The sequence below is a fragment of the Trinickia sp. Z7 genome, assembly GCF_056498045.1.
This window is the reverse complement of the sequence record NZ_JAUEQW010000013.1, coordinates 45,639-68,164: the sequence shown is the minus strand read 5'-3', so window position 1 is coordinate 68,164 and position 22,526 is coordinate 45,639. Positions and strand designations below refer to the sequence as shown.

Below are 22,526 nucleotides of genomic sequence, written 5' to 3'. Positions count from 1 at the left end.
AAGCACCGCGAAGACCCGCAGGCGGGCGCCCGGGCTATGCCGCGCTCAGGCGGCCCGCGAATGGCTGAGCGTGAAGGCGAGCAGATCGCCGTCGGTGGGTTCGCCCCAGGTTTTGCGTGCCAGCCAATCGAAGAACGCCGTCTCACCGAGCTTGGAACTCAGGCCGCGACGACGCCAGTCTTCGCGTAGGTGAGAGCCCAACTGCGGCAGCATATCCTCTTCGAACGATTGCCTCGCGAGTTCCTGTTCCGACTCGCCTTGCTCTTCGTAGAGCGAACGCGCTTCTTTCCGACGGTACGCGGCGTATTCGTCCAGCAACCGCGCTTTGAGCTCGTCGGCCGGCACGGTACCCGACAGCCCCTTCACCGTCCCGCTAGGCGGCTGCTCGACCAGGTCCACGGGCGGGGCATAGCCCTTCTTGAGCGCGTCCTTGAAGAGCGCAGGAGCGCTGCGAACGGGCGGCAGCGAGGCGCTGCGCATGCGCTGCTCGGTCATTTGCAAAGCAGCGCGGATGCGGTTCTCCTCGCTATCGGCGTACAGGGTCTGCGCCTCCTTCAGCGGAATGCCGATCTTGACCATCCGGTCGATCAGCGTGCTGTCGAAGACGTTCGGATGCTCGTCCAACGCCAGCATCGGCTGCTTGCGTTCGGTCACGCGGAATTGAATCTCCGCGACGCGCCGGCCTTCGCGGTGCTCGATGAGTTCCACGAAGATGTTGGTCACGGCGTTCACTTCCGCAATGGCAGGCCGCAGATAGTCTCGCTTGAAATATTTGTATTCGCGCTTTGCCTCGTCACCCGCCTCGGTGTCCGGCGTGCCTGAAAGGATCGGTCGCCACCATGCCCACGACTCGCGCATCGTCAGGTGACTGGGATTGGTGAGATAACGCACGCAGATCTCGTACAACGCCAGCCCAGCGCTGCTGCGCAGCTGACTCTGAAACTGCAAGCTCAGGCGCGCGTACTGCACGGGATCGAGCAGCTTTTTCTTGATCTTCGGCGCAAACGAAAACTCCACCCAAACCCGCCGCGTGGCGGGATCTTCTAGAATTTCGGCATCCGCGATCAGCGTCGAGATGCCCCATTTGCGGCCCGGCTTTTGGCTGGACGTCCCTTGGCTCCACTCGACTTGCACGGACACCATCCGCCGCAGGTGCTCTTTCACCAGGGCCGTATCGTTGGAATCGAAAGCAGAATTGGCGACGATGTCCGACAACAAAGCACGGTAGGTGTCGCCGGATTCGTCCGCCTGCTGCGCAACGGCCAGCAACACGTTGAACAGCTTTCGAGTAAGGAGCGTGATCTTACCGCTCTTGGGCTGAATGGCGATCGCTTCGACGGCCTTTCGCAATTCAGCGGAGCTTGGACTCACCACATCGGTTTTCTTCGCGCGCTTCGTTGCCATGCATCGGTCGTGAAGGAAATTTTCCGACAGGATACAGAGTGCGGTGATGGGCGTCTACACCCACACTCTCACCCTTCGCGGTGAAAAGCCGTTCTCGACGGCGACTCACCTCGCTCTGCTCCCGTAACGCCTCACCCGTGAGTAAATCCGGCGCGCGCTTCGGTTCTTTGCCGGATAGGCATCCACGAGAATTGGGCTCTTTGGCACTCGGCTGGGTAGACCCAGCGACCGATCCTGTATCGGCTCACCATCGAGATTGTCGTAATTTGGCGACGGAGATTGCGTGAACGACCGACGATCGTCGGCTCGACTCCCTGCACGGCGCGCAAGGGCGTCTGAAGCGTCGCTCGGCTCACGCAAATGGCTTCCCTCGGGCCACGAACCCACGTCGAGAGCGGGGCGCGCACAGGCAACTCGCAAGCAGAAGGACATTGCGGGGAAACTCTTCGCGCGCAAGCTCCCGAACAAGCTCACCTTTCATCTAGCGGAAAGGCCGTGTACTTGCCGATTGCGCGGGTGGCCCAGCGCCCCCCGGAGGCAGTCGATTCCCGAAAATGCTCACCTAAGGGGCGATAAGGCACCGTGCAAACCGGTCAACGCCGCGGCCCGTCACTGCTCCCGCAAAACCTCACCTGAACCGACTCGGTAAGATATTTCCTATGCAGATCCGATACTTAGCCTCGCCTCTCGTCGCGCCCCAGGAGTAGCGCATGGGTCCCGCAGACACTCACCTTATCCTTCGACTCGCGTTTGCAGACACGCCGGCGCGCAAGTCCCACCCACCCCCGCAAACACTCACCTTTGGCGGATTTCCAGGAATTCAGAGCTATCTCACCACACAGTTCCAGCCTACCTCTCGCGCGAAGTGGCGACTAACTTCACGCGGCACCGAGTTTTGACGGGATATCGCAGTCCCGAAAAAGCTCACCACTGAGGCCGACGGCGCTTCGCTTCGGCCGAGGCGATACGTGGCGACCGATGCTCCCGCAAAATCTCACCTCAATGTCATTTCCGGCGCAGCGAGGTCGCTTGCCGGTCACCATCACCGCTCCACGACGGCGCCAGGTCCCGAGAAAGCTCACCTTTGGTCCGAGCATACGTCCAAAAGGCCGGGTTTTCCCGTAAAGGCTCACTTCTCGAACGCTATTTGTCCCGCAGCATCTCACCCACCCCCTCTCAGGGGTTAAATCGGCGGTCGATTTCCCCCTTTGGACATGCCCCGAAAAGTCTCACCTTCACTCGATGAGTCGAGTTGCATCCATCACCAGCCTGCCTAACTCGCAGGCCCGGCGCCTCCCGTAAAACCTCACTGGCCCGATTCCGAGCTGGACGGCACCCCCCGAATCCCCTCACATTGCTTCCTGCTCCGGCTCACTCACGTCCCCGAACCCCATCACGGATTGCTCCCGTCACGGCTCACCTCGTCTCCCGTAAAGCTTCACTGAACCGCCGCGAAAGCCTTTGCTGGTAAGGGTTTGCCGTGGCGTTAACGTTTTTAACAAGGGTTCAAGGGTGTTTACTTCAATGACTCTCAAGACGATGTCTGTGAGCCTGGAGACATACGTCGCTCCAAAAACGGTTCCGTCCCGTGAAACAAGGCGCGATAAAGGGAAAGATCCGTAATTCAATTAAATATCAACAACTTAGCAGATATTCCTTGCTTTGTTTCACGGAATAACCGAGCAAGGCTACTGCCCACAGGCCAGCTAAGACGCTTATCGACGCCAATCAGCACAGCGACGCTTGGTATGATCAAAATCGTACCTTTTAATACGTGTTCCGTTATTATTGGTACACCTTCAACCCGAGCGAGCTGTCCAATGAAGATCGATGACGAACGCAACGCCATCCGGCAAGAGCTCGAATCGCTGCGAGCAGCCGGCGCCCATCGCCGGGAATTGTCGCTGCACGCCTGCAAGCGGCTGTTTTTCGACCTCGGGATCCGGCCGTCGAGCGCCGCTGTCCGTGAACTGACCCAAACTGGCAGCGCCAGCGACATCCCCAAGGATATCGATCATTTCTGGGAGCGCATTCGCGACGCATCGCGCGTGCGCGTCGGAGGCGGTGCCATTCCGCCGTCGTTGGAGGAAAAAGCCGGCGAGTTGCTCGGCGCATTATACGAACACGCTGTGTCGGCAGCCGGGCAGGCGTTCGACGAGGAACGCCAGCACGCAGCGGAGGCGCTCGATCGAGCCACCAATACATTGCGCGAAGCACAGATTCGGCAGGAAACCGCGCACGATGCCTGGCAACGCGCGGAGACGCGCGCAGAGACCGCGCTTGCTCGCGTGCGTGAACTGGAAGCGCAGATCGACGCGTCGGCTGCGCTACGAGTGAGCGAGGACGATGTTTTGCGAGCGACGCTCGCGCGACTGGAAGGGGAAAAGTCCCGGCTCGAGCAACGTCTCGAAACCGAACAGGCGACGAACGCCTCGTTGCGCGAACGCATCGAGGCCCTGCATCAAGAGTTGCGCCACAGTACGGAGCATTACGCCAACCAAATCAAGGACGCAATCGCGGAAGCCGAGCGCCGCGTCAAGCCGATGCTCGTCGAGCTCGATTCCTTGCGCAGCATGGCAAGCACCTACCAAGCCGGCATTCGCGACGCAAGCCGCAAAGAGTTCGATTTCATTCAGCAATTGAGCGCCGCCAAAAGCCGCGGCGACCGGCTCGAAGCCCAAACCCGCGAGCAGTCCGACGAAATCGATGCACTAACGCGAGAACTTGCGGCAGTTCGAGAGCGCGGCGCGCTTTCCCCCGAAGTGACCGGCCTCATTCGCGCGTGGGCGCAAGCCGGGCGTTTTTCGGACGCCGACTTCGCTTCGCTCGGCACTGCGTTGGACGCCTATATCGAGCTTCCGTCTCATTGCCCCAAATGCGCCGACGGCGAACCCGAACTGGCGCGAGACGGCGAGGGATACGAGTTGTCGTGCCCGGAATGCGAGCATTCGTCCGGGGCGACGGCGTCGCGCCTGGAAGCCGTGACACAGTTCATGAGCCCGCAGCGCACCGATTCGCCCGCGTAAGCGGTTGATTTTCCGACGATCCGTGGATGCGCCCGCCTCATTCGGCCTATGGTGAGGAAATTCGGGATGCGATAGGTGAGTCCTTGCGGGAGCATTTTCCCCTTCATACCGGGCGGGGCCTTCGGCCGCGGCTTTGCCTGAGCGGCGTTTGCGCCGTTTGTTCCGCCTGCGCTTCTTCGTAAGCCGCAACGGCGAAGGCGAACGCGGCAGGCAACGCGTTCGATTTACCGAACGTGGCCGGATCGTCCGTTTCCGGGTAGATCATGTGCTCTGGGCGTTTGAATAGGTCGAGCACGAAAGGATCGTGTCGACCCGCAAAGCCGAGGTCCGCCAGCGCTTCCGCTTCGATTGCGTGCAGCAAGCGCCAACTCAGCGGCACGCCTTGCACGATATAGCGCGCCGCGATATGACGGACGATGTGTTCGAGGTCGCGCGCCGCGCCCTGAAAGGTCAGCGCGGCGAGATCGCGTTCGGTCATAGCCGCTCTCCGGGATATCGAGATACTGTGGAAATATACAGTACTTTGCCCGGTGCGCCCAGTTGGCGGTACGCCGCTGCCCGGCTAGCCGTGGATGACGATCAACAGTGCTTTTGCCTCGTTCTTGCCGGCGTTGCGTATGGCGTGCGGCACGTCGGCTTGATAGCGCGCGGTATCGCCCGCTTTGAGGCGTTTTTTCTCCCCATCGGCCTCGACTTCGATCGATCCGCCGAGCACCGTCAAATGCTCGCGGGTGCCGGGCTCGTGCGCATTGGACACGAGCGCGCCCCCGGGCTGCAACGTCACTTCATACCATTCGAACCTTCCTGCCAGTTCAATGGGGCCCCAAACGCGCAGCTGATACTTTGCATCGTGCCCATCGAGCGTCGGGATGTCGTGCGGCCCGCTGACGGCGATCGTTTCGTGCGCCCGCTGAGAAGCGAACAATTGGTCGAGACTCACCCCGAGCGCATTGGTCAGCCGCCAGGCCACGGCAATGGTCGGATTCGCTTTGTCGCGCTCGATTTCAGACAGCATCGATTTCGATACGCCCGCCGCACGCGAAAGGTCGTCGAGCGTCAATTTCCGCTCCATGCGTAGCCGCTGAATTTGCTCGCCGACGCGCGGCGGCGCCAAGGCCGGCGCGGGCGTGGTTGACGCAGGCGGAGACGCCGTGCGCCGGGTCGCGGAGCTTGCCATTTAAATTCGGATCGCTTAAAGTTGTTCGCTATATCGAACCTGAGTTCGAAAAACTGGAATTTGTTCGGTGTGACCGGACAACCGACTATAACAGCTATAGACGGCCTCATCGCCCGCCATCAGGGGCGAGCGGCGCCCCTTCCGCCAGGAGCGAACCCATGCGCGACACCTTTCTCGCCCATTTGCGCGGCACGATCGATCAGATCCGCGCCGACGGCTTTTACAAATCCGAACGCGTCATCGCAAGCCCGCAATCGGCGCAAGTGCGCCTGGCGGGAGGCGAAGACGTTCTCAATTTCTGCGCCAACAACTATCTGGGGCTGGCCAACGACGCTCGCCTCATTGCCGCGGCGAAAGAAGGGCTGGACCAAGACGGTTTCGGCATGGCGTCGGTGCGCTTCATCTGCGGCACGCAGACGGTCCATAAAGATCTCGAGCGTGAGTTGTCCGCGTTCTTGCGCACCGAAGACTGCATCTTGTATTCGAGTTGTTTCGATGCCAACGGCGGGCTGTTCGAAACGCTGACCGACGAGACCGATGCGATCATCAGCGATGAACTCAATCATGCGAGCATCATCGACGGGATCCGATTGTCGAAGGCGAAGCGCTACCGCTACAAGAACAACGATCTGGTCGATCTCGAGGCGAAGCTGCGCGAGGCCGATGCCGCCGGTGCGCGCTTCAAGCTCATCGCGACCGACGGCGTATTCTCGATGGACGGGATCATTGCCAATCTCGCGGGCATTTGCGATTTGGCTGACCGTTACGGCGCGCTCGTGATGGTCGACGATTCGCACGCCGTCGGCTTCATTGGCGAGCATGGGCGCGGCACACCCGAGTTTTGCGGCGTGGAAGGCCGCGTCGACATCATCACCGGCACGCTGGGCAAAGCGCTCGGCGGCGCATCGGGCGGCTATGTCGCGGCCCGCCGCGAAATCGTCGAACTGTTGCGGCAGCGTTCGCGGCCGTACCTATTCTCGAACACGCTCACGCCGAGCATCGCCGCTGCCTCTTTGCGCGTGCTCGAACTGCTGGCCAGCGAGGAAGGCGACCGTCTGCGCCGGCAGGTTCGGGCCAATGGTGAGCATTTTCGGGAGGCGATGAGCGCGGCCGGATTCACGCTCGTGCCGGGACAACATCCCATCATTCCGGTCATGCTGGGCGATGCGTCGGTCGCATCGCGCATGGCCGATGCGTTGCTGAAGGAAGGGGTCTACGTAACCGGGTTCTCGTACCCCGTGGTTCCGAAAGGACGCGCGCGCATCCGTACCCAGATGAGCGCGGCGCACGCACCCGAACATATCGATCGCGCGGTGAATGCCTTCACGCGCGTGGGCCGCTCGCTGGGCATCGTTTAAGGAGACCTCGCCAATGAAAGCGCTCGCGAAACTCGAACGCGCGCCGGGCTTGACGCTGACGCAAGTGAAAAAACCCGAAGTGGGCCACAACGACGTCCTGATCCGCATCAAGCGCACGGCCATCTGCGGTACCGACATCCACATTTGGAAGTGGGACGATTGGGCGCAAAAGACGATTCCCGTGCCGATGCATGTGGGGCATGAGTACGTGGGCGAAATCGTCGAGATGGGGCAAGAAGTGCGCGGCTTCGCAATCGGCGATCGCGTCTCGGGCGAAGGCCACATCACCTGCGGCTTCTGCCGCAATTGTCGGGCGGGACGCAGGCACCTGTGCCGCAATACGGTGGGCGTCGGCGTCAATCGCGAGGGCGCCTTTGCCGAGTACCTCGTGATTCCGGCCTTCAACGCGTTCAAGATTCCCGATGAGATTTCCGACGATCTCGCCGCGATCTTCGATCCGTTCGGCAATGCCACGCATACGGCGCTTTCGTTCAACCTGGTGGGCGAGGATGTGCTCATTACCGGCGCGGGGCCGATCGGGATCATGGCGGTGGCTATTGCGCGACACGTGGGGGCTCGCAACATCGTCGTCACCGATGTGAACGAGTACCGGCTGGGCCTCGCTCGCAAGATGGGCGCCACGCGTGCGGTGAACATTTCGAAAGAGTCGCTCAAAGATGTGATGAGCGATCTGCACATGACTGAAGGCTTCGATGTCGGCCTGGAAATGTCCGGGGTGCCCAGCGCGTTCACGGGCATGCTCGAGGCGATGAACCACGGCGGCAAAGTGGCCCTGCTCGGGATACCGCCGGCGCAGACGGCGATCGACTGGAATCAGGTCATCTTCAAAGGGCTCGAGATCAAGGGCATCTATGGTCGCGAGATGTTCGAGACTTGGTACAAGATGGTCGCGATGTTGCAAAGCGGACTCGATCTTTCGCCGATCCTCACCCACCACTTCGCCGTCGACGATTACGAGCAAGCCTTCGCGACGATGCTTTCGGGCGAAAGCGGCAAGGTTATCTTGGACTGGACCGTCTGATGCAACGGTTGGGCGCGCGTTCATGCGTAGTGCGCGCAGCCGCCCGCGGCGCTCGTTAGGAAGCCTAAGCATGTTCGTCCACCGTTCGCCGGTGGACATGGTTGGCGCGTGCTATCCCCCTGTCTTCTCCGAACGCTCGAATTCCGCTTCGACGTGCACATGCACGTCGTTGCCGACGGCAGGGTACCAAGTCGCCAATCCGAACTGAGCGCGGCTGAACACGCCTTGCGCCGAGAAGCCGAGGGTATCGGCCTTCGTCAATGGATTGCGGCTGTAGCCGTTGAACGTGACGTCGAGCGTGATCGGACGCGTCACGTTGCGAATCGTGAGCTCGCCTTCGAGTTTGCCCTGCGCCGAGCCCGTTCGAACAAATCGTTTGCCGACGAAATGCAGCGTCGGAAAAGCCGTGGCGTCGAACATGTCCGGCCCTTTGACCATCTTGTCGAGCAACGGTACCTTCGTGTCCACGCTAGCCGCGTCGATCGTCACGTCGACAGTGCTGGCCTCGAGTCCTCCGGGCTTCCAATCGAGCATCGCGTGCGCGCGGTCGAACCGCATCACGAAGCGTGAGTACTGCAAATGCTCGACGTCGAACGTGATGCTCCAATGATCGGCATCCATCGCATACGCGCCGACGGGCACCTGAGCCTCGTTGGTCGCGACCGTATGCGTGACTACTCGCAGCGGCGTGCATGCGGAGATCGACAGCGCACCGGCTGCAACGGCTAGCACCGTGAGCGCCGAACATAGCGCGGTGCGCATCACTTGCGTTCTCATCGTTGTCGGTTCCTTTCTCGCGTTGTCCAAAACGTTCCGGCCGCGCCTTCGCGATCCTTCCCGTAAGTTCTCACCTTTGGCCGATAGCTTAGCGCTTCACGACTCGTTGACAAAGGAGAATGATCGTTCTACCTTTGCGGCTATGACTACGCGCATTCAAAGTCCCGAACCGATGGAGCAGCATTTGGACGCGGCGCAGGCGGGTCCGCGCGAGCGGTTGCTCGATGCGGCTGAAGCCCTGATTTACGCGGGCGGTATCCATGCGACTGGCGTCGACGCCATCGTTCGGGCCGCGCAGGCGACGCGCAAGAGCTTTTATTCCTACTTCGAATCGAAAGACGCGCTCGTCGCCGCGGCGCTCTCGCGGCGGCACGGCCGGTGGATGGACTGGTTCGTCGATGGCACGCTGCGTATCGGCAGGACGCCGCGCGCACAGTTGCTCGGCATGTTCGATCTGCTGCGCGCCTGGTTTGCGTCGCCGGGCTTTCACGGCTGTGCGTTTCTCAACGCGGCGGGCGAAATCGCCGCGCCCGACGATCCAATCCGTGTGGTGGCGCGCGAACACAAGGCGGCGCTCTTGAGATTCGTCGCGCAGCGCTGCGATGCGTTTGCGGCCGAGCATGGCATGAGCGCACGTTCTTCGGCCGCGCTCGCTCGTCAGTGGCTCGTGCTCGTCGATGGCGCCATCGGCGTCGCGCTCGTCAGCGGCTCGGCGGATGCGGCGCGCGACGCGCAAGCGGCTGCGCAGCGTTTGCTCGAACAGGCGGCTATGCAGCAGCGAACGCGCGCTTCCAAGGTGAAGCGCGCATCTTTGTCCACGTAACGTGAATAACGTGAATCGCCCCTTCCTAGGAGAATCCGATGTCCGATGCCGGTGTCAATGAAGCGCGGCCGCCGTTGCCGCCTTTCACGCGCGAAACTGCGGCGCAAAAAGTGCGCGCCGCCGAAGACGGCTGGAACACGCGCGATCCCGAGCGCGTCGCGCTGGCTTATACGCCCATGAGCGTTTGGCGCAATCGCGCCGAGTTCGTGACCGGCCGCGCCGAAATCGTCGCCTTCTTGCGCCGCAAGTGGGCGAAAGAACTCGACTATCGGCTCATCAAAGAGCTCTGGGCGCATGACGGCAATCGCATTGCCGTGCGCTTCGCCTACGAGTGGCACGACGATTCGGGCAATTGGTTTCGCTCGTATGGCAATGAGAATTGGGAGTTCGACGAGCATGGGCTGATGGAGCGTCGCTTCGCATGCATCAACGATTTGCCGATTCGCGAAAGCGACCGCTTGTATCGCTGGCCGCTCGGGCGCAGGCCGGACGATCATCCGGGGCTGTCGGATTTGGGGCTTTGACTGTCGCGTAACCGCCGCCTCGGTCAAGTCCGGATCGAGCCGAAAGACCGAGATGCCGATCCCAATGCCCGTCGGCCGCCGCCTGCTCCACTCCAGTTCTCTTCGATTCATCACAGACGCCAGGTGCTGTAGTACAGTGCGCGACGAGCGGCGAACGCCGCGTGACAGATGAACGAAAACCAGTGCCGGCGGGCAGCCGGCGAACGGAGCGGGCATGCGTTCGAGGATGACGGCAGTGCGCTGGCTGGGCTTGCGCACGGTTAAGGCGGCGTTGGCGGTTGCCACGAGCGTGGCGGCTTTGGCGATCGGGTCGACGCAAGCACGCGCGGCCGATTGGTGCGGCGGCGGCGTTTGGGTCGACGCGATGCTGGCGTCGCATCACATTCACCCGAAACAATCGTTCGAGGACTTCAACCCGGGCCTGGGCGTGGAATGTTGGCTCAACGGCCAGTGGGCGGTGACGGCGGGAGGCTTCCGCAATTCGCTTTCGCATCCCTCTTGGTATGGCGGTGGTCTGTGGGCGCCCGAGTTCGCGCATTGGGGCTTCGTCAGATTGGCCGTCATGGGCGGGCTCATTTCCGGATACAACTACGGACGCTATGGGTTCGGCCACGACCATTCGATCGGGCCGGTGGCCGCGCCGATCGTCATGGTCGCGTATAAGCGCGTGGGGATGAATTTCATTCTCGTGCCGCCGATTCCTTCGGACAACTTACCGTTCACGGTTGGGTTTCAGTTGAAGGTGGGGTTCTGATCAGGGTCGCGATACGAACAAGATGAGACCTTCGAGCGATCGCGCGCATAGCACGATACGGAGCACCGTAAAGTCGAGCGTTTTGCGGGTGGGTGCTTGGCGATACTCACTCCCGCAAACGCTCACCTTTCGGTCCTAGCGTGCCGGAAGTCCCGAAGCGCTCGGACTTCCATCGACGTCAAAGAATGCGGTCCAATGCATCGGCGAATCGAGCGACCGTGCCTTCGACGTCATGCAGCTTATCCAAGCCGAACAACCCGATGCGGAAGGTCTTGAAATCGTCGGGTTCGTCGCATTGCAAAGGCACGCCGGCCGCGACTTGCAAGCCGACATCGGCGAATTTCTTCCCGGACCGTATGCCGTCGTCGTCGGTGTAGCTGACAACGACGCCCGGCGCCTCGAAACCCGCGGCCGCCACGCTTTTGAAACCTTTGGCAACCAAGAGCGAACGAATGCGCCGGCCGAGTTCGAGTTGCTCCGCCATTACTTTATCGAAGCCGTATGCCTCGGTTTCCTTGATCACGTCGCGCAGCGTCACGAGACTGTCCGTAGGCATGGTGGCGTGATAAGCATGGCCGCCGTTCTCGTACGTTTCCATGATCTGCAGCCATTTGCGCAGATCGCAGGCGAAGCTCGTGCTGGTCGTTGCGTCGATTCTTTCGCGGGCGAGGGCGCCTAGCATGACCAGCGCGCAGCACGGCGACGCGCTCCACCCTTTTTGCGGCGCACTAATTAGAACGTCGATGCCGGTGGCTTGCATGTCGACCCAGACCGTACCCGAGGCGATGCAGTCGAGGACTAACATGCCGCCTACGGCATGCACCGCGTCGGATACGGCCCGCAAATAGGCATCGGGCAGCATCATGCCGGAAGCGGTTTCGACATGCGGCGCGAAGACCAAATCCGGCTTGTGCTCCTTGATCGCGGCGACCACTTCTTCGATCGGCGCCGGCGCATAGGCGCTTTGCCGCCCTTGTGCGACCGGACGCGCCTTCATCACGATCGATTCGGAAGGAATGTCTCCCATCTCGAATATCTGCGACCAGCGGAAACTGAACCAGCCATTGCGGAGGACCAGACATTTCTTGTTCGTCGCGAACTGCCTGGCAACGGCTTCCATGCCGAAGGTTCCACTGCCCGGAACCACGAAGGCCGACTGCGCGTTGTAGACCCTCTTTAGTGCAGCGGAAATGTCTCGCATGACGCCTTGAAAGCGTTGCGACATATGATTGATCGAGCGGTCGGTGTAAACGACTGAATATTCGAGGAGTCCCTCGCGATCGACTTCGGGAAGTAAACCAGGCACGCCCGCCTCCGTTACAGGATGAACAATACGAGCAGTATGTCTTACTTCCTCCGGGATGAGGCGCCGACTGCTGCGTCGATGCATAAAGGCGTTCTCGATAGACGCTCGCCGCGAGTCCGGCTCGACGCGTCGGCTCGGCCCTTTGCCGAATGTTGCTCGATCGCCTTCAGTTCGGTGCGCTGTCGTGGCGCGCCACGCATTCGCGCGGCTTCCCTTGACGTTCGTCAAGCCGCGACGGCGCGCGCATCCTAGACTGAGGTGGCATCGTTAGGCGCACGACAAGCGCAGGCAACGATGCTCGCGACGCGCCAAGGAGCAACGATGCGTACCACCGAGATGACGATTTCGAGTGACTTCGTCGCCCTTCAGGGCCTGGTTTGTGTGCCGGACGGTGCGCGCGGCATCGTCGTCTTCGCCCACGGCAGTGGCAGTAGCCGCTTAAGCCCCCGTAACCAGGAGGTGGCAGGCATCTTGCAGCACGCCGGTCTCGCGACGTTGCTCTTCGATCTGCTGACGGTCGACGAGCACGCGCATGACGCGGTTTCGGCTGAATATCGATTCAATATCCCGTTGCTTGGCCGCCGCCTATCGGGCGCCCTCGACTGGCTGCTGACGCAGCCTGCTTTGGCCGCGCTCAGCGTCGGGCTGTTCGGGGCGAGTACCGGCGCGGCGGCGGCATTGTGCGCGGCAGCGGAGCGCGCGGCTCAGGTGCACGCCGTCGTATCGCGCGGCGGGCGGCCAGACCTCGCGCGCGAGGCCCTGCAGCTCGTCAAGGCGCCGACGTTATTGATCGTGGGCGAACTGGATACGGAAGTCATCCGGCTCAATCGGCTTGCCGCCGCTCACCTCGCTTGCGAACACGAGGTCGTCATCGTGCCCGGCGCCACGCATCTGTTCGAAGAGCCGGGCAAGCTCGATGAAGCTGCGCATCTCGCAGCCGGATGGTTCTCGCGGTGGCTCTTCTAGAAGGATTTAAGCCTCTTCGTTCTCCCGAGCGGCCATTCATCTCCCCGAGGCAAGTCTGCAGACTGGGGCGCGCCTGCGCCAGTCGAACCGTAAGCACGAAGCGATCGCCGCCCCCATCGGTTGATCGCCGTCAATACGCAAATTCCGCGATCTCGCAAGATTTAAGTACCGAAACTGTCTTCGGCTTGCAGCAATCGAGCTTACAGCGGAGCAACCGATGAAATCCGACGAACAATTGAAGCAGGACGCGATCGACGAACTGCATTGGGACCCGGCGGTCGACCCGTCGCACATCGAGGTCGCCGTGCGTGACCGTATCGTGACACTGAGCGGCAGCGTGCCGAGCTACGCCAACAAGATCGCCGTTGAGAAAGCGATTCAGCGAATGAAGGACGTCAAGGCCTTCGTCATCGAACTGGCCGTGAAGGCGCCAGTCGGCGAGCCGCGCTCCGACTCGCTCGTTGCGGACTCCGTTCTCGCCGTCCTCGGTGCAGCCGAGGGCTTGCCGCCGCATGCGATCGGCGTAACCGTGCAGCGCGGCTGCGTCACCTTGACGGGCGAACTCGATTCCGGCTACCAGCGTCGCGCAGCCGAGATCGCGGCAGGTCGCACCCGCGGTGTCGTGGGTATCGTCAACAAGATCAGGGTTCGCACCGAAGCCGATCCGGGTGAGATTCGCGCAAAGATCGAGGCGGCGCTCGAGCGCCGCGCCCATGCCGAGGCCGCAAAGCTCGATATCGCCGTGCGCGAGGGCGTCGTCACCCTCAATGGGACCGTCGGGTCGCTGGCGGAGCGACGCGCTGCCGAGGGCGTGGCATGGCATACGCACGGCGTGCGCGACGTAGTCAACCGCTTGATCGTCGCTTAAAGCAGACCAATTGCTGGGCCCGCGTATTGGCGCCGGGATGAAGCGCGGTAGTCATCGACTCCTTGATACAGGTCAGAGCGTTTCGCGGGCAATACTTGAAGATAAACCGAATGCAGCGCGAAGCTGCGCGATCGAAACGACCCGCGAGGTGTGAGATGAAGACAGACAAGCAATTGAAGCAGGAAGTCGAGGAAGAGCTCGAGTACGATCCCGCGGTCGACGTCGCGGACATCGGGGTCGAGGTGAACGACCGGATCGTGACCTTGTCCGGGCACCCAACCAGCTATGCCGAGAAGCTCGCGGCCGAGCAAGCGGCGCAGCGGGTCTCAGGCGTGAAGGCCGTCGTCGTGGAAATGGAAGTGCGGTTGCCTCGGTCCGATCTGCACACGGACGAAGACACGGCCAACGCCGTGCGCGCCATGCTGCGCTGGATGGTGGGGTTATCCGAAGAGGCCGTCAAAGTCCAGGTCGAGAAGGGTTGGGTCACGCTGCGCGGCAACGTGCCGAGCGCGCACCTGTCGCACCTCGCCGAGCGCACGGTCGGCCATATGCGCGGCGTGGCCGGCGTCTCCAATCTGATCGACGTCAGCGCGGGACAGACGGAACAAGACCTCGCGGAAAAGATCAGTCGTGCCCTGCAACGTCATGCCGAACGCGAGGCGAAGCACATCGAGATCAAGGTGCATGACGGTACCGTCACGCTTACGGGCACCGTGGGCTCGCTGGCCGAACGCGCGGCTGCGCGCGGTGCGGCGTGGGCCGCGCGCGGCGTGCATGCGGTAATCGACGACCTCGACGTTCAATGAAACGACGTCGCAACGCGGGTAGGCGCCGGCAAATTCCACATCGAGCTCCCTGATGGAACCGAAGAAGTCCGACTCGATCAGCACCATCGTCACGATGGTGCTGGTTACGTTGATCGCGATGCAGGTGCTGATGGTGGCGCTGCGCACCGCGGCGGTCACCATCGCGTACAGCGATTTTCAGCGTCTCGTGGCCGCGCATGCGGTCGACAACCTCGAGATCGGTTCGACCGAAATCACAGGCGTCGTGCAAATGAGCGCGGCATCGAAGGTCTTGGGGGCGTCGGATGCGGCGGCGCTCGATAAAGCCGGTGCGCCGTGGCGCTTTTCGACGACGCGCGTGGCCGACGACCGGCTCGTCGAGCGTCTATCGAGCGCGGGCATTCGCTACCGGGGCGTGGTCGAGTCGACCTGGCTGGGCTCGCTATTGTCGTGGATCGCGCCCGTGCTGATCCTCGTCGTCGCATGGAACTTCTTTTTGAAGCGCGGCGGGGCCGCGCAAGACTTAATGGGGATCGGCAAGAGCCGGCCCCAGGTCTACATGCAGAAGGCGACCGGCATTTCGTTCGACGATATCGCCGGCATCGACGAAGCCAAGGCCGAGTTGCAGCAGATCGTCGAGTTTCTACGCAACGCGGAACGTTACAGGCGGCTCGGCGGCAAGATTCCCAAAGGCGTGTTGATCGTCGGCGCGCCAGGCACCGGCAAGACCTTGCTGGCCAAGGCGGTAGCCGGCGAGGCATCGGTGCCTTTCTTCTCGATCAGCGGGTCGGCATTCGTCGAGATGTTCGTCGGCGTGGGCGCTGCGCGCGTGCGCGATCTGTTCAAACAGGCCCAGCAATCGGCCCCTTGCATCGTCTTCATCGACGAACTCGACGCGCTCGGCAAGGTGCGCGGCGCAAGCGTGACCTCGGGCAACGACGAACGTGAACAGACGCTCAATCAACTGCTGGTGGAGATGGACGGGTTCGAGCCGAACTCGGGCGTCATCATCATGGCGGCGACGAATCGGCCTGAAATTCTCGATCCGGCATTGCTCAGGCCCGGGCGGTTCGATCGCCACATCGCGATCGACCGGCCCGACCTGATCGGACGCAGGCAAATCCTCGCCGTCCATATGAAGCACGTGAAGCTCGCGGCGGACGTCGACGTCGCCGAACTGGCTTCGCGTACGCCGGGATTCGTCGGGGCGGATCTGGCCAACGTCGTCAACGAAGCGGCGCTGCATGCGGCGGAGCTCGAGAAAGACGCGATCGAAATGTCGGATTTCGACGAGGCGATCGATCGCGCGATGGCGGGGATGGAGCGCAAGAGCCGCGTGATGAACGCGCAGGAGAAGGTGACCATCGCCTATCACGAGGCCGGCCACGCACTTGTCGCGCAAAGCCGCACCCATTGCGATCCGGTCAAGAAGGTGTCCATCATTCCTCGCGGCGTTGCGGCGCTCGGCTACACGCAGCAAGTGCCGACCGAGGATCGCTATGTGCTGCGCGAAAGCGAATTGCTCGACCGGCTCGACGCGCTGCTGGGCGGGCGAGTGGCGGAAGAAATCGTCTTCGACGATGTGTCCACCGGGGCCGAGAACGACCTCGAGCGCGCCACGGTCATGGCCCGCCATATGATCGAACGGTGCGGCATGAACGAGCGGCTGGGCCTTGCCACGGTGAACTCGGCCACGATGCCGCTCGGCGCCGAAGGCGTGCGGTATAGCGAAAACACGGCCCAACTCGTCGACGAAGAGGTGCGGCGGCTGCTCAAGGAGGCGCACGATCGCGTCGTGAAGACGTTGACCGAACGTCGTGCGCTACTCGAGCGGATCGCGCAGCGTCTGCTGGAGCACGAGGTGCTCGATCGCGAATCGCTGATTCGGCTGATCGAAGAACCCGTACCGGAGCAAGCAGGCGCGGGCGCCGAACCCGTTGGCGGCGTGTCGCCGGCCGAGCAGGCAGACAAGGCGCGGTCCGCGCTGGCCTAGTGTTCCATCGGCGCCAAGCGGAACCTGGACATGGCCGACATCGTCACCCTCACCCTCAATCCCAGCGTCGACCTGTCGCTGTCGGTGGAGCGTCTGGTCGATACCGTCAAGCTTAGGTGCTCGCAGCCCCGTAAGGACCCCGGCGGGGGCGGCATCAACGTGGCGCGCGTTCTGAAGCGCTTGGGAAGCGATTGCCTCGCGATCTATCTCGCCGGCGGTCCGACCGGCGACTGTCTAGGCGGGTTGCTCGCCGTGGAGCAGGTGCAGACCAAGTGCCTCGCTATCGCGGCGGAGACACGCGAAAACGTCGCGGTGCTAGAGACGTCGACGCTTCGCGAATATCGCTTCGTCATGCCGGGGCCGATGGTGACCGAGCCCGAATGGCGCCGCTGTCTCGATGAACTCGAAGCGATCGACCCACCGCCGCGCTATGTCGTCGCAAGCGGCAGTCTGCCGCCCGGCGTGCCCACGGATTTTTACGCGCGCGTCGCCCGATGGGCTCATAAGGCGCGCGTCGCCATGGTGCTCGATGCTTCCGGCGAGGCCCTCGCCGCCGCGCTCGATGAAGGCGTGTTCATGATCAAGCCGAGCCTGGACGAGCTGCGCGGGCTCAGCGAGGAACCGCTCGCGACGCGGGCACAGTGGCGCGAAGCGGCACAGCGCTTGGTGCAGCTCGGCTGTGCGCACAAGGTGGCGCTCTCGGTCGGCGGGCACGGCGCTATATTGGCGACGCAGGGCGGGGTGGTGCAACTGCCCGCGGTGCCGGTGAACGTCGTCAGCGCGGTCGGCGCAGGCGACAGCTTTCTTGCGGCGATGATTTGGGCGATCGATCACGAAGCGAGCGCGGAGGAAGCATTGCGCTACGCAATCGCGGCCGGCAGCGCCGCGGTGACCAACCCAGGCACGACGCTTTGCGATCCGGCCGACGTCGTTCGCTTCTATCGCGACTCGCTAGCGCTCGCTCCTATGGAGGATTGACTCGGCCCATGACCGCGGGGTCGAGATCGGCCCCGCTCAATACAGCATGTAGCGCTGTCGCAAGGGAGCGATCGTCATGAGGCGGCGCGCTTCGATCGCCTCGATTGCATCGATGCCGGCGCCGTCGCGCACTGCTTGCCAAACTTGCACGGAGCCCACGGAATCGAGCGTCGCCGCAAGATCGAATTCGTCGGAATAAAGCGCATGCAGCGCGATGAGCAGCGCGATGCCGAGCCTTCCCACCGCTCGATCCTCATCCCATACGATCCGCACGCCATGGCATTGCACGCCGCGGTAGCGCGATTCGGTCGGCACGAAATCGATGGGTGCGAAGCGCGCGCCGAGCGCTTGCGCATTGAGGTTGGCCGCGAGCGCAACGCCGTCGATCCACGGTGCGCCGATCCATTCGAAAGGATGGGCCGTACCCCTGCCCACGCTGATGTTGGCGCCTTCGATCAACGCGACATCGGGATACAAGTCGAGTTGCGCCGGGGTGCGCAAGTTCGGCGAAGGCGGCGTCCAACCGAGGCCAGTGTCGCCGTATCGCATCGAACGCACATACCCCGTCATCCTGATCACACGCAGATCTGCGCCTATCTCGCGCTCCCGATTGAAGAGCATGGCCAATTCGGCGACCGTCATGCCAGGCTGCAACGGTAACGAGAAATAGCCCGTGAACGATTCTCTACCGGCATCGAGCACCGGGCCGCCGAAGCGATCGGCGCCGAGCGGATCGGGACGATCGAGCACGAACAGTGGAATGTGATTCGCTGCCGCGGCTTCGAGCGCGTACCCGAGTGTCGTTTCATAGGTGAATAAGCGCACGCCCGCGTCTTGAAGATCGAATACGAGCGCGTCGATGCGCCGTAGCGAATCCACGTCGAAACGCCGCGTCACGCCGTACAGGCTATGCACTACGATGCCGGTCGCTGCATCGCGCGTATCGCCGAGCGGCTCGTCGCGGCTCGTGTCGAGCCCATGCTCGGGTGCGAAGATCGCCGCGAGTGTTACCTGCGGCGCGTGCGCGATCACGTCGATCGTGCGCCTGCCTGCGCTGTCGAAGCCGGTACGGTTCGTGACGAGGCCGACACGCATGCCTGCGAGCGGTGCAAAGTCGAGCGCTTCGAGAACATCGATCCCGGTTTTCACGGGGCCGGACGAAGGGGGCAAGCGTAGAAAGTCGGCCACGGACGGCCCGGTCGAAGGTAACGCCGATGAGATCGCGTCGGCGGACGACGCAGGGCTCCCGCTTGCAAGCCATGAGACGGCTTGATCGCGCAGCGGCCTGACATCGCCGCGATCGTCGGGGTGAACGCGATTGGTGAGAACGATCAGGAACTGCTTGGAGACGAGATCGATCCATATCGCCGTGCCCGTGTATCCCGTGTGATAGAGCATCCCAGTCGCCGGTAGGCGGCTGCGATTCGAGACCAGGGGCGCGTCGAGCGCCCAGCCGAGTCCGCGCCAAGGCGGCAAAGCGAGCGGCGATTCGGTCGCAACCATCGATGCGATGGTTTCCGGCTGCAAAATGCGCTTTCCGCCGAAGCGGCCCCCGCGCAGCATCATCTGTGCGAAGCGCGCGAGGTCGTCGGCTGACGAGAACAGCCCTGCGTTTCCTGACACGCCGCCCATCCGCACCGCCGTGGGGTCATGCACCCGGCCGACGCGCATGCCGTCGGCATCGGCCGTGGTGGGCGCCGCTCGTTGCACGAGCGGCGATTGCGGATCGAACGTGGTGTCGCGCATGCCGAGCGGAGCGAAGATGTGCCGACGGCAATACGCGTCCAGCGAGCGGTGCGTGATGCGGTGCACGAGTTCGCCCAGCACGAGGAAATTGATGTCGCTATAGATCACTCGCTCGCCTGGCGCTGCATGCAGGTGTTGAGCGATCACTTCGGCGAGCACGCCCGAAGGGCTCCTGGCTTTGGGGCCGAGCGGCAGGTCGGGGGCCAAGCCCGATGTGTGGGCGAGCAGTTGCCGGATCGTTACGGCGCTTTTTCCGTTTGCGCCAAAAGACGGCCAATAGCGAGCGACGGGCGCGTCCAGTTCGAGTCGATCCGCTTCGGCAAGCTGCATGATCGCGGTAGTGGTTGCGATTACTTTGGTGAGGGAGGCCAGATCGAACTCGGTGTCGAGCGACATCGGCTCGCGAGACGGCGTCAGCGACCGGTATCCGAATGCTTCGCGGTAGCGCACGCCGTCGGCGTCTCCGGCCACGATCACCGCGCCGGGGATCCGGCCGGCCGCAACTTCGCCTTGCACGACGTGGGCGATCGCCTCGCGCGCTGACGTGGCGATCTCAGCACCCTTTGCGATTAGCGGCCAAGAGCACGCCGCGAAAGGGACCGCAATGAGCAAAGCTTCCCTTAATGCGGCAATTGCGCGCTGTCGTAGCGATTGCGGGGATTCCATAGCATCCACCCATCCGTATCGGCCGCTTGAGCCGCGTCCACCTGTGCGCGTATATCGTCGGCATCGAACGCGCGCCGATCGAACGCATAATCTCGAAACGCCTGCAGCCACGGGCGGAATCGGACGCCGGGCAACCCCGTGCGCCGCTTTGCTTCCGCGAGAGAGCGTCGCACGATCTGTCCCGGATCTGCGACCGGATCGGCGCAGCCGGGCAGCCCCCATGTGAAGCCCGAAGGGTAGAGCATTGGCGAGATGTAATCGAGCGCCGACCCTAGTGTCTCGAGCTGCTGACCGATCGCCGTGTCGTCGAGGTTCCAGAGTACGTATCCGAAGATGTCCGCGGAGACGAATACGTTATAGGGAACGAGGCGCTCCCGCGCGGCCTGCAGGAACCCGACGATCGCGGCGGTGCGGTTGGCGCGCGTATTGGGCAGCGCGAAGCTCACGCCGCTTGCGTCGGGAAAGCGGACGTAATCGAATTGGATCTCGTCGAAGCCTGCGCGCGCGGCTTCTTCGGCCAAATCGAGGTTGTGCCGCCAGACGTCCCGCGAGAACGGGTCGACCCAGAGCAGGCCTTCGCGGTCGCGCCAGGGCTCTCCTTCCAGGTCGCGCACCGCCCATTCCGGATGCGCTTGCGCGAGAGGATCGTCTTTGAAGACGACGATGCGCGCGATCAAATAGAGGCCGTGCCGATGCAAATCGTCGACGATGGACTGAAACGTGTCGGTGGCCGGCGCGTGCTCGCCGACGTGAGCGGCTGCGCCGATCGCTTCGCGCGCGGGGCTGCGATAAGGCGTCATGCCGCGATCGCCTTTCATGTCGATGACGAGTGCGTTCACGGTTGTCGTATCGACGAGCCGAACGGCGGCTTCACGCAGGGTCTCGCTCGTCACGCCAAATACCGAGAGATATACGGCGTGCGGCCGCAGTGGCGGCAACGCAATCGTGACGGCGCCACCGCGAGGCAGCGTGGCCTCGGCGCGTCGATAGCCGGGTGCCCGCGCTTTGACCGTCGCGCCATCGGGTGCTTCGCTCGTGAAACGTCCTTCGCTGTCGGCGAGCACGACACGGTTGTCGATCGTTACGGTCGCGCCCGCAACAGGCAGGTGGCTGCGCGTATCGACGATGACCCCGGAAGCGGCGAACGCGCTCGCGGATGCGAACGCGACCGCGGCGAGCAAGAGCGACACGCTCGCGAATAAGCGTCGAATCATGGCAAGCGCCCCTTGGGGGCTTCAGCCTGCGCTCGCGTTTGCGGTTCTCCCAACCGTCGGGCAAGCACGGCCGGGGTGTCCGCATCGGTGATCAGCAAGCGCGATACGGCAAGAGGCGACGAGTGCTTATCGACCATGTGGCCTGCGATCGTAAAGGCGGCCCGATAACCCGTCGAAGCGGCGATCGACGTCAACTCTGGATCGACGATGCCGAATGGCCAAGCGAGCATCGTCGGTTCGACGCCCAGCTCGGCACGGAGACGGTTGCGAGACTCGACCAGCTGTTTCTCGACGAAACGGTGGAAATCGTCTGGGCTGCGGCGCGCGCGCTCGTGATTGAAATTCGGATGCCAATATGTATGCGATTGAACGTCGAACAGCCCGGTTTGCTGCAATGCCTTCAACTGTTCCCATGTGAGCGCATACGACGCGTTCGAAATGGCCGACGGATAAATGAACAACGTGAACGGTAGGCGCTCGCGCACGGCAATAGGCATGAGCACCTCGTAGACGCTGCGATGTCCGTCGTCGGCTGTGAGCGCGACTGCTTTGTCGGGCAGCGTCGCATCCGGTGTCGCGAGCCAATCCACGATCTCGGGCAAGGCGACGATGCGATAGCCGTGCTCGCGTAAGAAGCGCAGTTGGGCTTCGAACGTCGTCACGCGCACGGTCATCGAATCGACGGCCCGGGTGTTGTCGAAGCGGTGATAAGCGAGAATCGCGACGCGCGGCGGGTCGCTCCCGATCGAGGCGGCCTGCGCGCCGACAAGCCAGGTGGAGCAGCCAAGCACAAGCATGAGAACGTCGCGAACCAGGTGGCGCAACGCACGCGGTAAGCAGATTGTTTTGCGCATATTTGTAGGGTGGAGCGGGCGGCACGCGAGCGGTGTGTCAGACAGAAACCATCGTGCCCGTTCTATGCGCGCTCGATCATGATGTGCGTCAAGCAGACGAATGCGTGGGTGACGCACGGGGCCACAACGAGTGACGAAAAGGCCGCAGGGCCGCGCGCCGATGCGGCTGCCGCCGGTTGACTCACGTCAACATGCGCGCCGACATCAGGGCTACGCTGAGCGTGAATGGCCGACGTTGGCGCGGCGATGTTCAGACTTCAGCGAG

19 protein-coding genes are annotated in these 22,526 nt (G+C 62.8%); 11 read left to right on the top strand and 8 right to left on the bottom strand.

The window, feature by feature from the left end:
• Window positions 1-45: 45 nt before the first annotated feature.
• A complete protein-coding gene (locus QQS38_RS20185; protein ID WP_479647124.1) occupies window positions 46-1,404 on the bottom strand; it encodes a RepB family plasmid replication initiator protein in 1,359 nt (452 codons plus the stop codon).
• A 1,820-nt stretch (window positions 1,405-3,224) separates the two neighbouring features.
• On the opposite strand from QQS38_RS20185, the gene QQS38_RS20180 reads away from it, so the two are divergent.
• Window positions 3,225-4,430 (top strand): DNA-binding protein, encoded by a 1,206-nt coding sequence (locus QQS38_RS20180; RefSeq protein WP_479647123.1) that lies wholly within the window; start codon window positions 3,225-3,227, stop codon window positions 4,428-4,430.
• Between the two features lie 103 nt (window positions 4,431-4,533).
• Here QQS38_RS20180 and QQS38_RS20175 read toward each other — a convergent pair whose 3' ends face one another.
• Window positions 4,534-4,908, bottom strand: coding sequence for a DUF2471 family protein (locus QQS38_RS20175; RefSeq protein WP_479647122.1), 375 nt, complete (start codon window positions 4,906-4,908; stop codon window positions 4,534-4,536).
• A gap of 84 nt (window positions 4,909-4,992) precedes the next feature.
• On the bottom strand, window positions 4,993-5,607 hold the full coding sequence (locus tag QQS38_RS20170; protein WP_479647121.1) for a helix-turn-helix domain-containing protein: 615 nt from the start codon (window positions 5,605-5,607) through the stop codon (window positions 4,993-4,995).
• A gap of 158 nt (window positions 5,608-5,765) precedes the next feature.
• Here QQS38_RS20170 and QQS38_RS20165 point away from each other — a divergent pair, with 158 nt between their 5' ends.
• Window positions 5,766-6,965 carry a glycine C-acetyltransferase gene (locus tag QQS38_RS20165; RefSeq protein WP_479647120.1) on the top strand — a complete coding sequence of 400 codons (1,200 nt, stop codon included), beginning with the start codon at window positions 5,766-5,768 and terminating at the stop codon, window positions 6,963-6,965.
• 13 nt (window positions 6,966-6,978) lie between these two features.
• Window positions 6,979-8,007, top strand: a complete 1,029-nt coding sequence (tdh, locus tag QQS38_RS20160) for an L-threonine 3-dehydrogenase (RefSeq protein WP_479647119.1) — start codon at window positions 6,979-6,981, stop codon at window positions 8,005-8,007.
• 111 nt (window positions 8,008-8,118) lie between these two features.
• On the opposite strand, the gene QQS38_RS20155 is transcribed toward tdh, so the two are convergent.
• A complete protein-coding gene (locus QQS38_RS20155) occupies window positions 8,119-8,784 on the bottom strand; it encodes a YceI family protein (RefSeq protein WP_479647118.1) in 666 nt (221 codons plus the stop codon).
• A gap of 142 nt (window positions 8,785-8,926) precedes the next feature.
• Here QQS38_RS20155 and QQS38_RS20150 point away from each other — a divergent pair, with 142 nt between their 5' ends.
• The 3 genes from QQS38_RS20150 to QQS38_RS20140 all read left to right on the top strand — a co-directional run bounded on the left by QQS38_RS20150 (window position 8,927) and on the right by QQS38_RS20140 (window position 10,885).
• On the top strand, window positions 8,927-9,607 hold the full coding sequence (locus QQS38_RS20150) for a TetR/AcrR family transcriptional regulator (protein WP_479647117.1): 681 nt from the start codon (window positions 8,927-8,929) through the stop codon (window positions 9,605-9,607).
• A 38-nt stretch (window positions 9,608-9,645) separates the two neighbouring features.
• Complete coding sequence (locus tag QQS38_RS20145) at window positions 9,646-10,131, top strand: nuclear transport factor 2 family protein (protein ID WP_479647116.1); 486 nt, start codon at window positions 9,646-9,648, stop codon at window positions 10,129-10,131.
• A gap of 214 nt (window positions 10,132-10,345) precedes the next feature.
• Window positions 10,346-10,885 carry a hypothetical protein gene (locus QQS38_RS20140; protein ID WP_479647115.1) on the top strand — a complete coding sequence of 180 codons (540 nt, stop codon included), beginning with the start codon at window positions 10,346-10,348 and terminating at the stop codon, window positions 10,883-10,885.
• Between the two features lie 178 nt (window positions 10,886-11,063).
• On the opposite strand, the gene QQS38_RS20135 is transcribed toward QQS38_RS20140, so the two are convergent.
• Window positions 11,064-12,191: an aminotransferase class V-fold PLP-dependent enzyme gene (locus QQS38_RS20135; RefSeq protein ID WP_479647114.1), complete on the bottom strand. Its 1,128-nt coding sequence runs from the start codon at window positions 12,189-12,191 to the stop codon at window positions 11,064-11,066.
• A 321-nt stretch (window positions 12,192-12,512) separates the two neighbouring features.
• Between QQS38_RS20135 and QQS38_RS20130 the strand changes: the two genes are divergently transcribed.
• The 5 genes from QQS38_RS20130 (at window position 12,513) to QQS38_RS20110 (ending at window position 17,781) form a co-directional block, all read left to right on the top strand.
• Complete coding sequence (locus QQS38_RS20130; RefSeq protein WP_479647113.1) at window positions 12,513-13,157, top strand: dienelactone hydrolase family protein; 645 nt, start codon at window positions 12,513-12,515, stop codon at window positions 13,155-13,157.
• A 217-nt stretch (window positions 13,158-13,374) separates the two neighbouring features.
• Window positions 13,375-14,025 carry a BON domain-containing protein gene (locus tag QQS38_RS20125; protein WP_479647112.1) on the top strand — a complete coding sequence of 217 codons (651 nt, stop codon included), beginning with the start codon at window positions 13,375-13,377 and terminating at the stop codon, window positions 14,023-14,025.
• Window positions 14,026-14,180: 155 nt separating this feature from the next.
• A complete protein-coding gene (locus QQS38_RS20120) occupies window positions 14,181-14,831 on the top strand; it encodes a BON domain-containing protein (protein WP_479647111.1) in 651 nt (216 codons plus the stop codon).
• A 52-nt stretch (window positions 14,832-14,883) separates the two neighbouring features.
• A complete protein-coding gene (gene ftsH, locus QQS38_RS20115; RefSeq protein ID WP_479647110.1) occupies window positions 14,884-16,803 on the top strand; it encodes an ATP-dependent zinc metalloprotease FtsH in 1,920 nt (639 codons plus the stop codon).
• Between the two features lie 30 nt (window positions 16,804-16,833).
• On the top strand, window positions 16,834-17,781 hold the full coding sequence (locus QQS38_RS20110; RefSeq protein WP_479647109.1) for a 1-phosphofructokinase family hexose kinase: 948 nt from the start codon (window positions 16,834-16,836) through the stop codon (window positions 17,779-17,781).
• A gap of 36 nt (window positions 17,782-17,817) precedes the next feature.
• Here the strand turns inward: QQS38_RS20110 and QQS38_RS20105 are convergent, their stop codons facing one another.
• From QQS38_RS20105 to QQS38_RS20095, 3 genes are read right to left on the bottom strand one after another with little or no spacing between them, the layout of a single operon-like run.
• Window positions 17,818-20,193 carry a serine hydrolase gene (locus QQS38_RS20105; protein ID WP_479647108.1) on the bottom strand — a complete coding sequence of 792 codons (2,376 nt, stop codon included), beginning with the start codon at window positions 20,191-20,193 and terminating at the stop codon, window positions 17,818-17,820.
• Window positions 20,148-21,407 (bottom strand): putative glycoside hydrolase, encoded by a 1,260-nt coding sequence (locus tag QQS38_RS20100; protein ID WP_479647107.1) that lies wholly within the window; start codon window positions 21,405-21,407, stop codon window positions 20,148-20,150. Before QQS38_RS20100 ends, QQS38_RS20105 begins: the two co-directional genes overlap by 46 nt.
• Complete coding sequence (locus QQS38_RS20095) at window positions 21,404-22,204, bottom strand: polysaccharide deacetylase family protein (protein ID WP_479647106.1); 801 nt, start codon at window positions 22,202-22,204, stop codon at window positions 21,404-21,406. Before QQS38_RS20095 ends, QQS38_RS20100 begins: the two co-directional genes overlap by 4 nt.
• Between the last annotated feature and the right edge of the window lie 322 nt (window positions 22,205-22,526).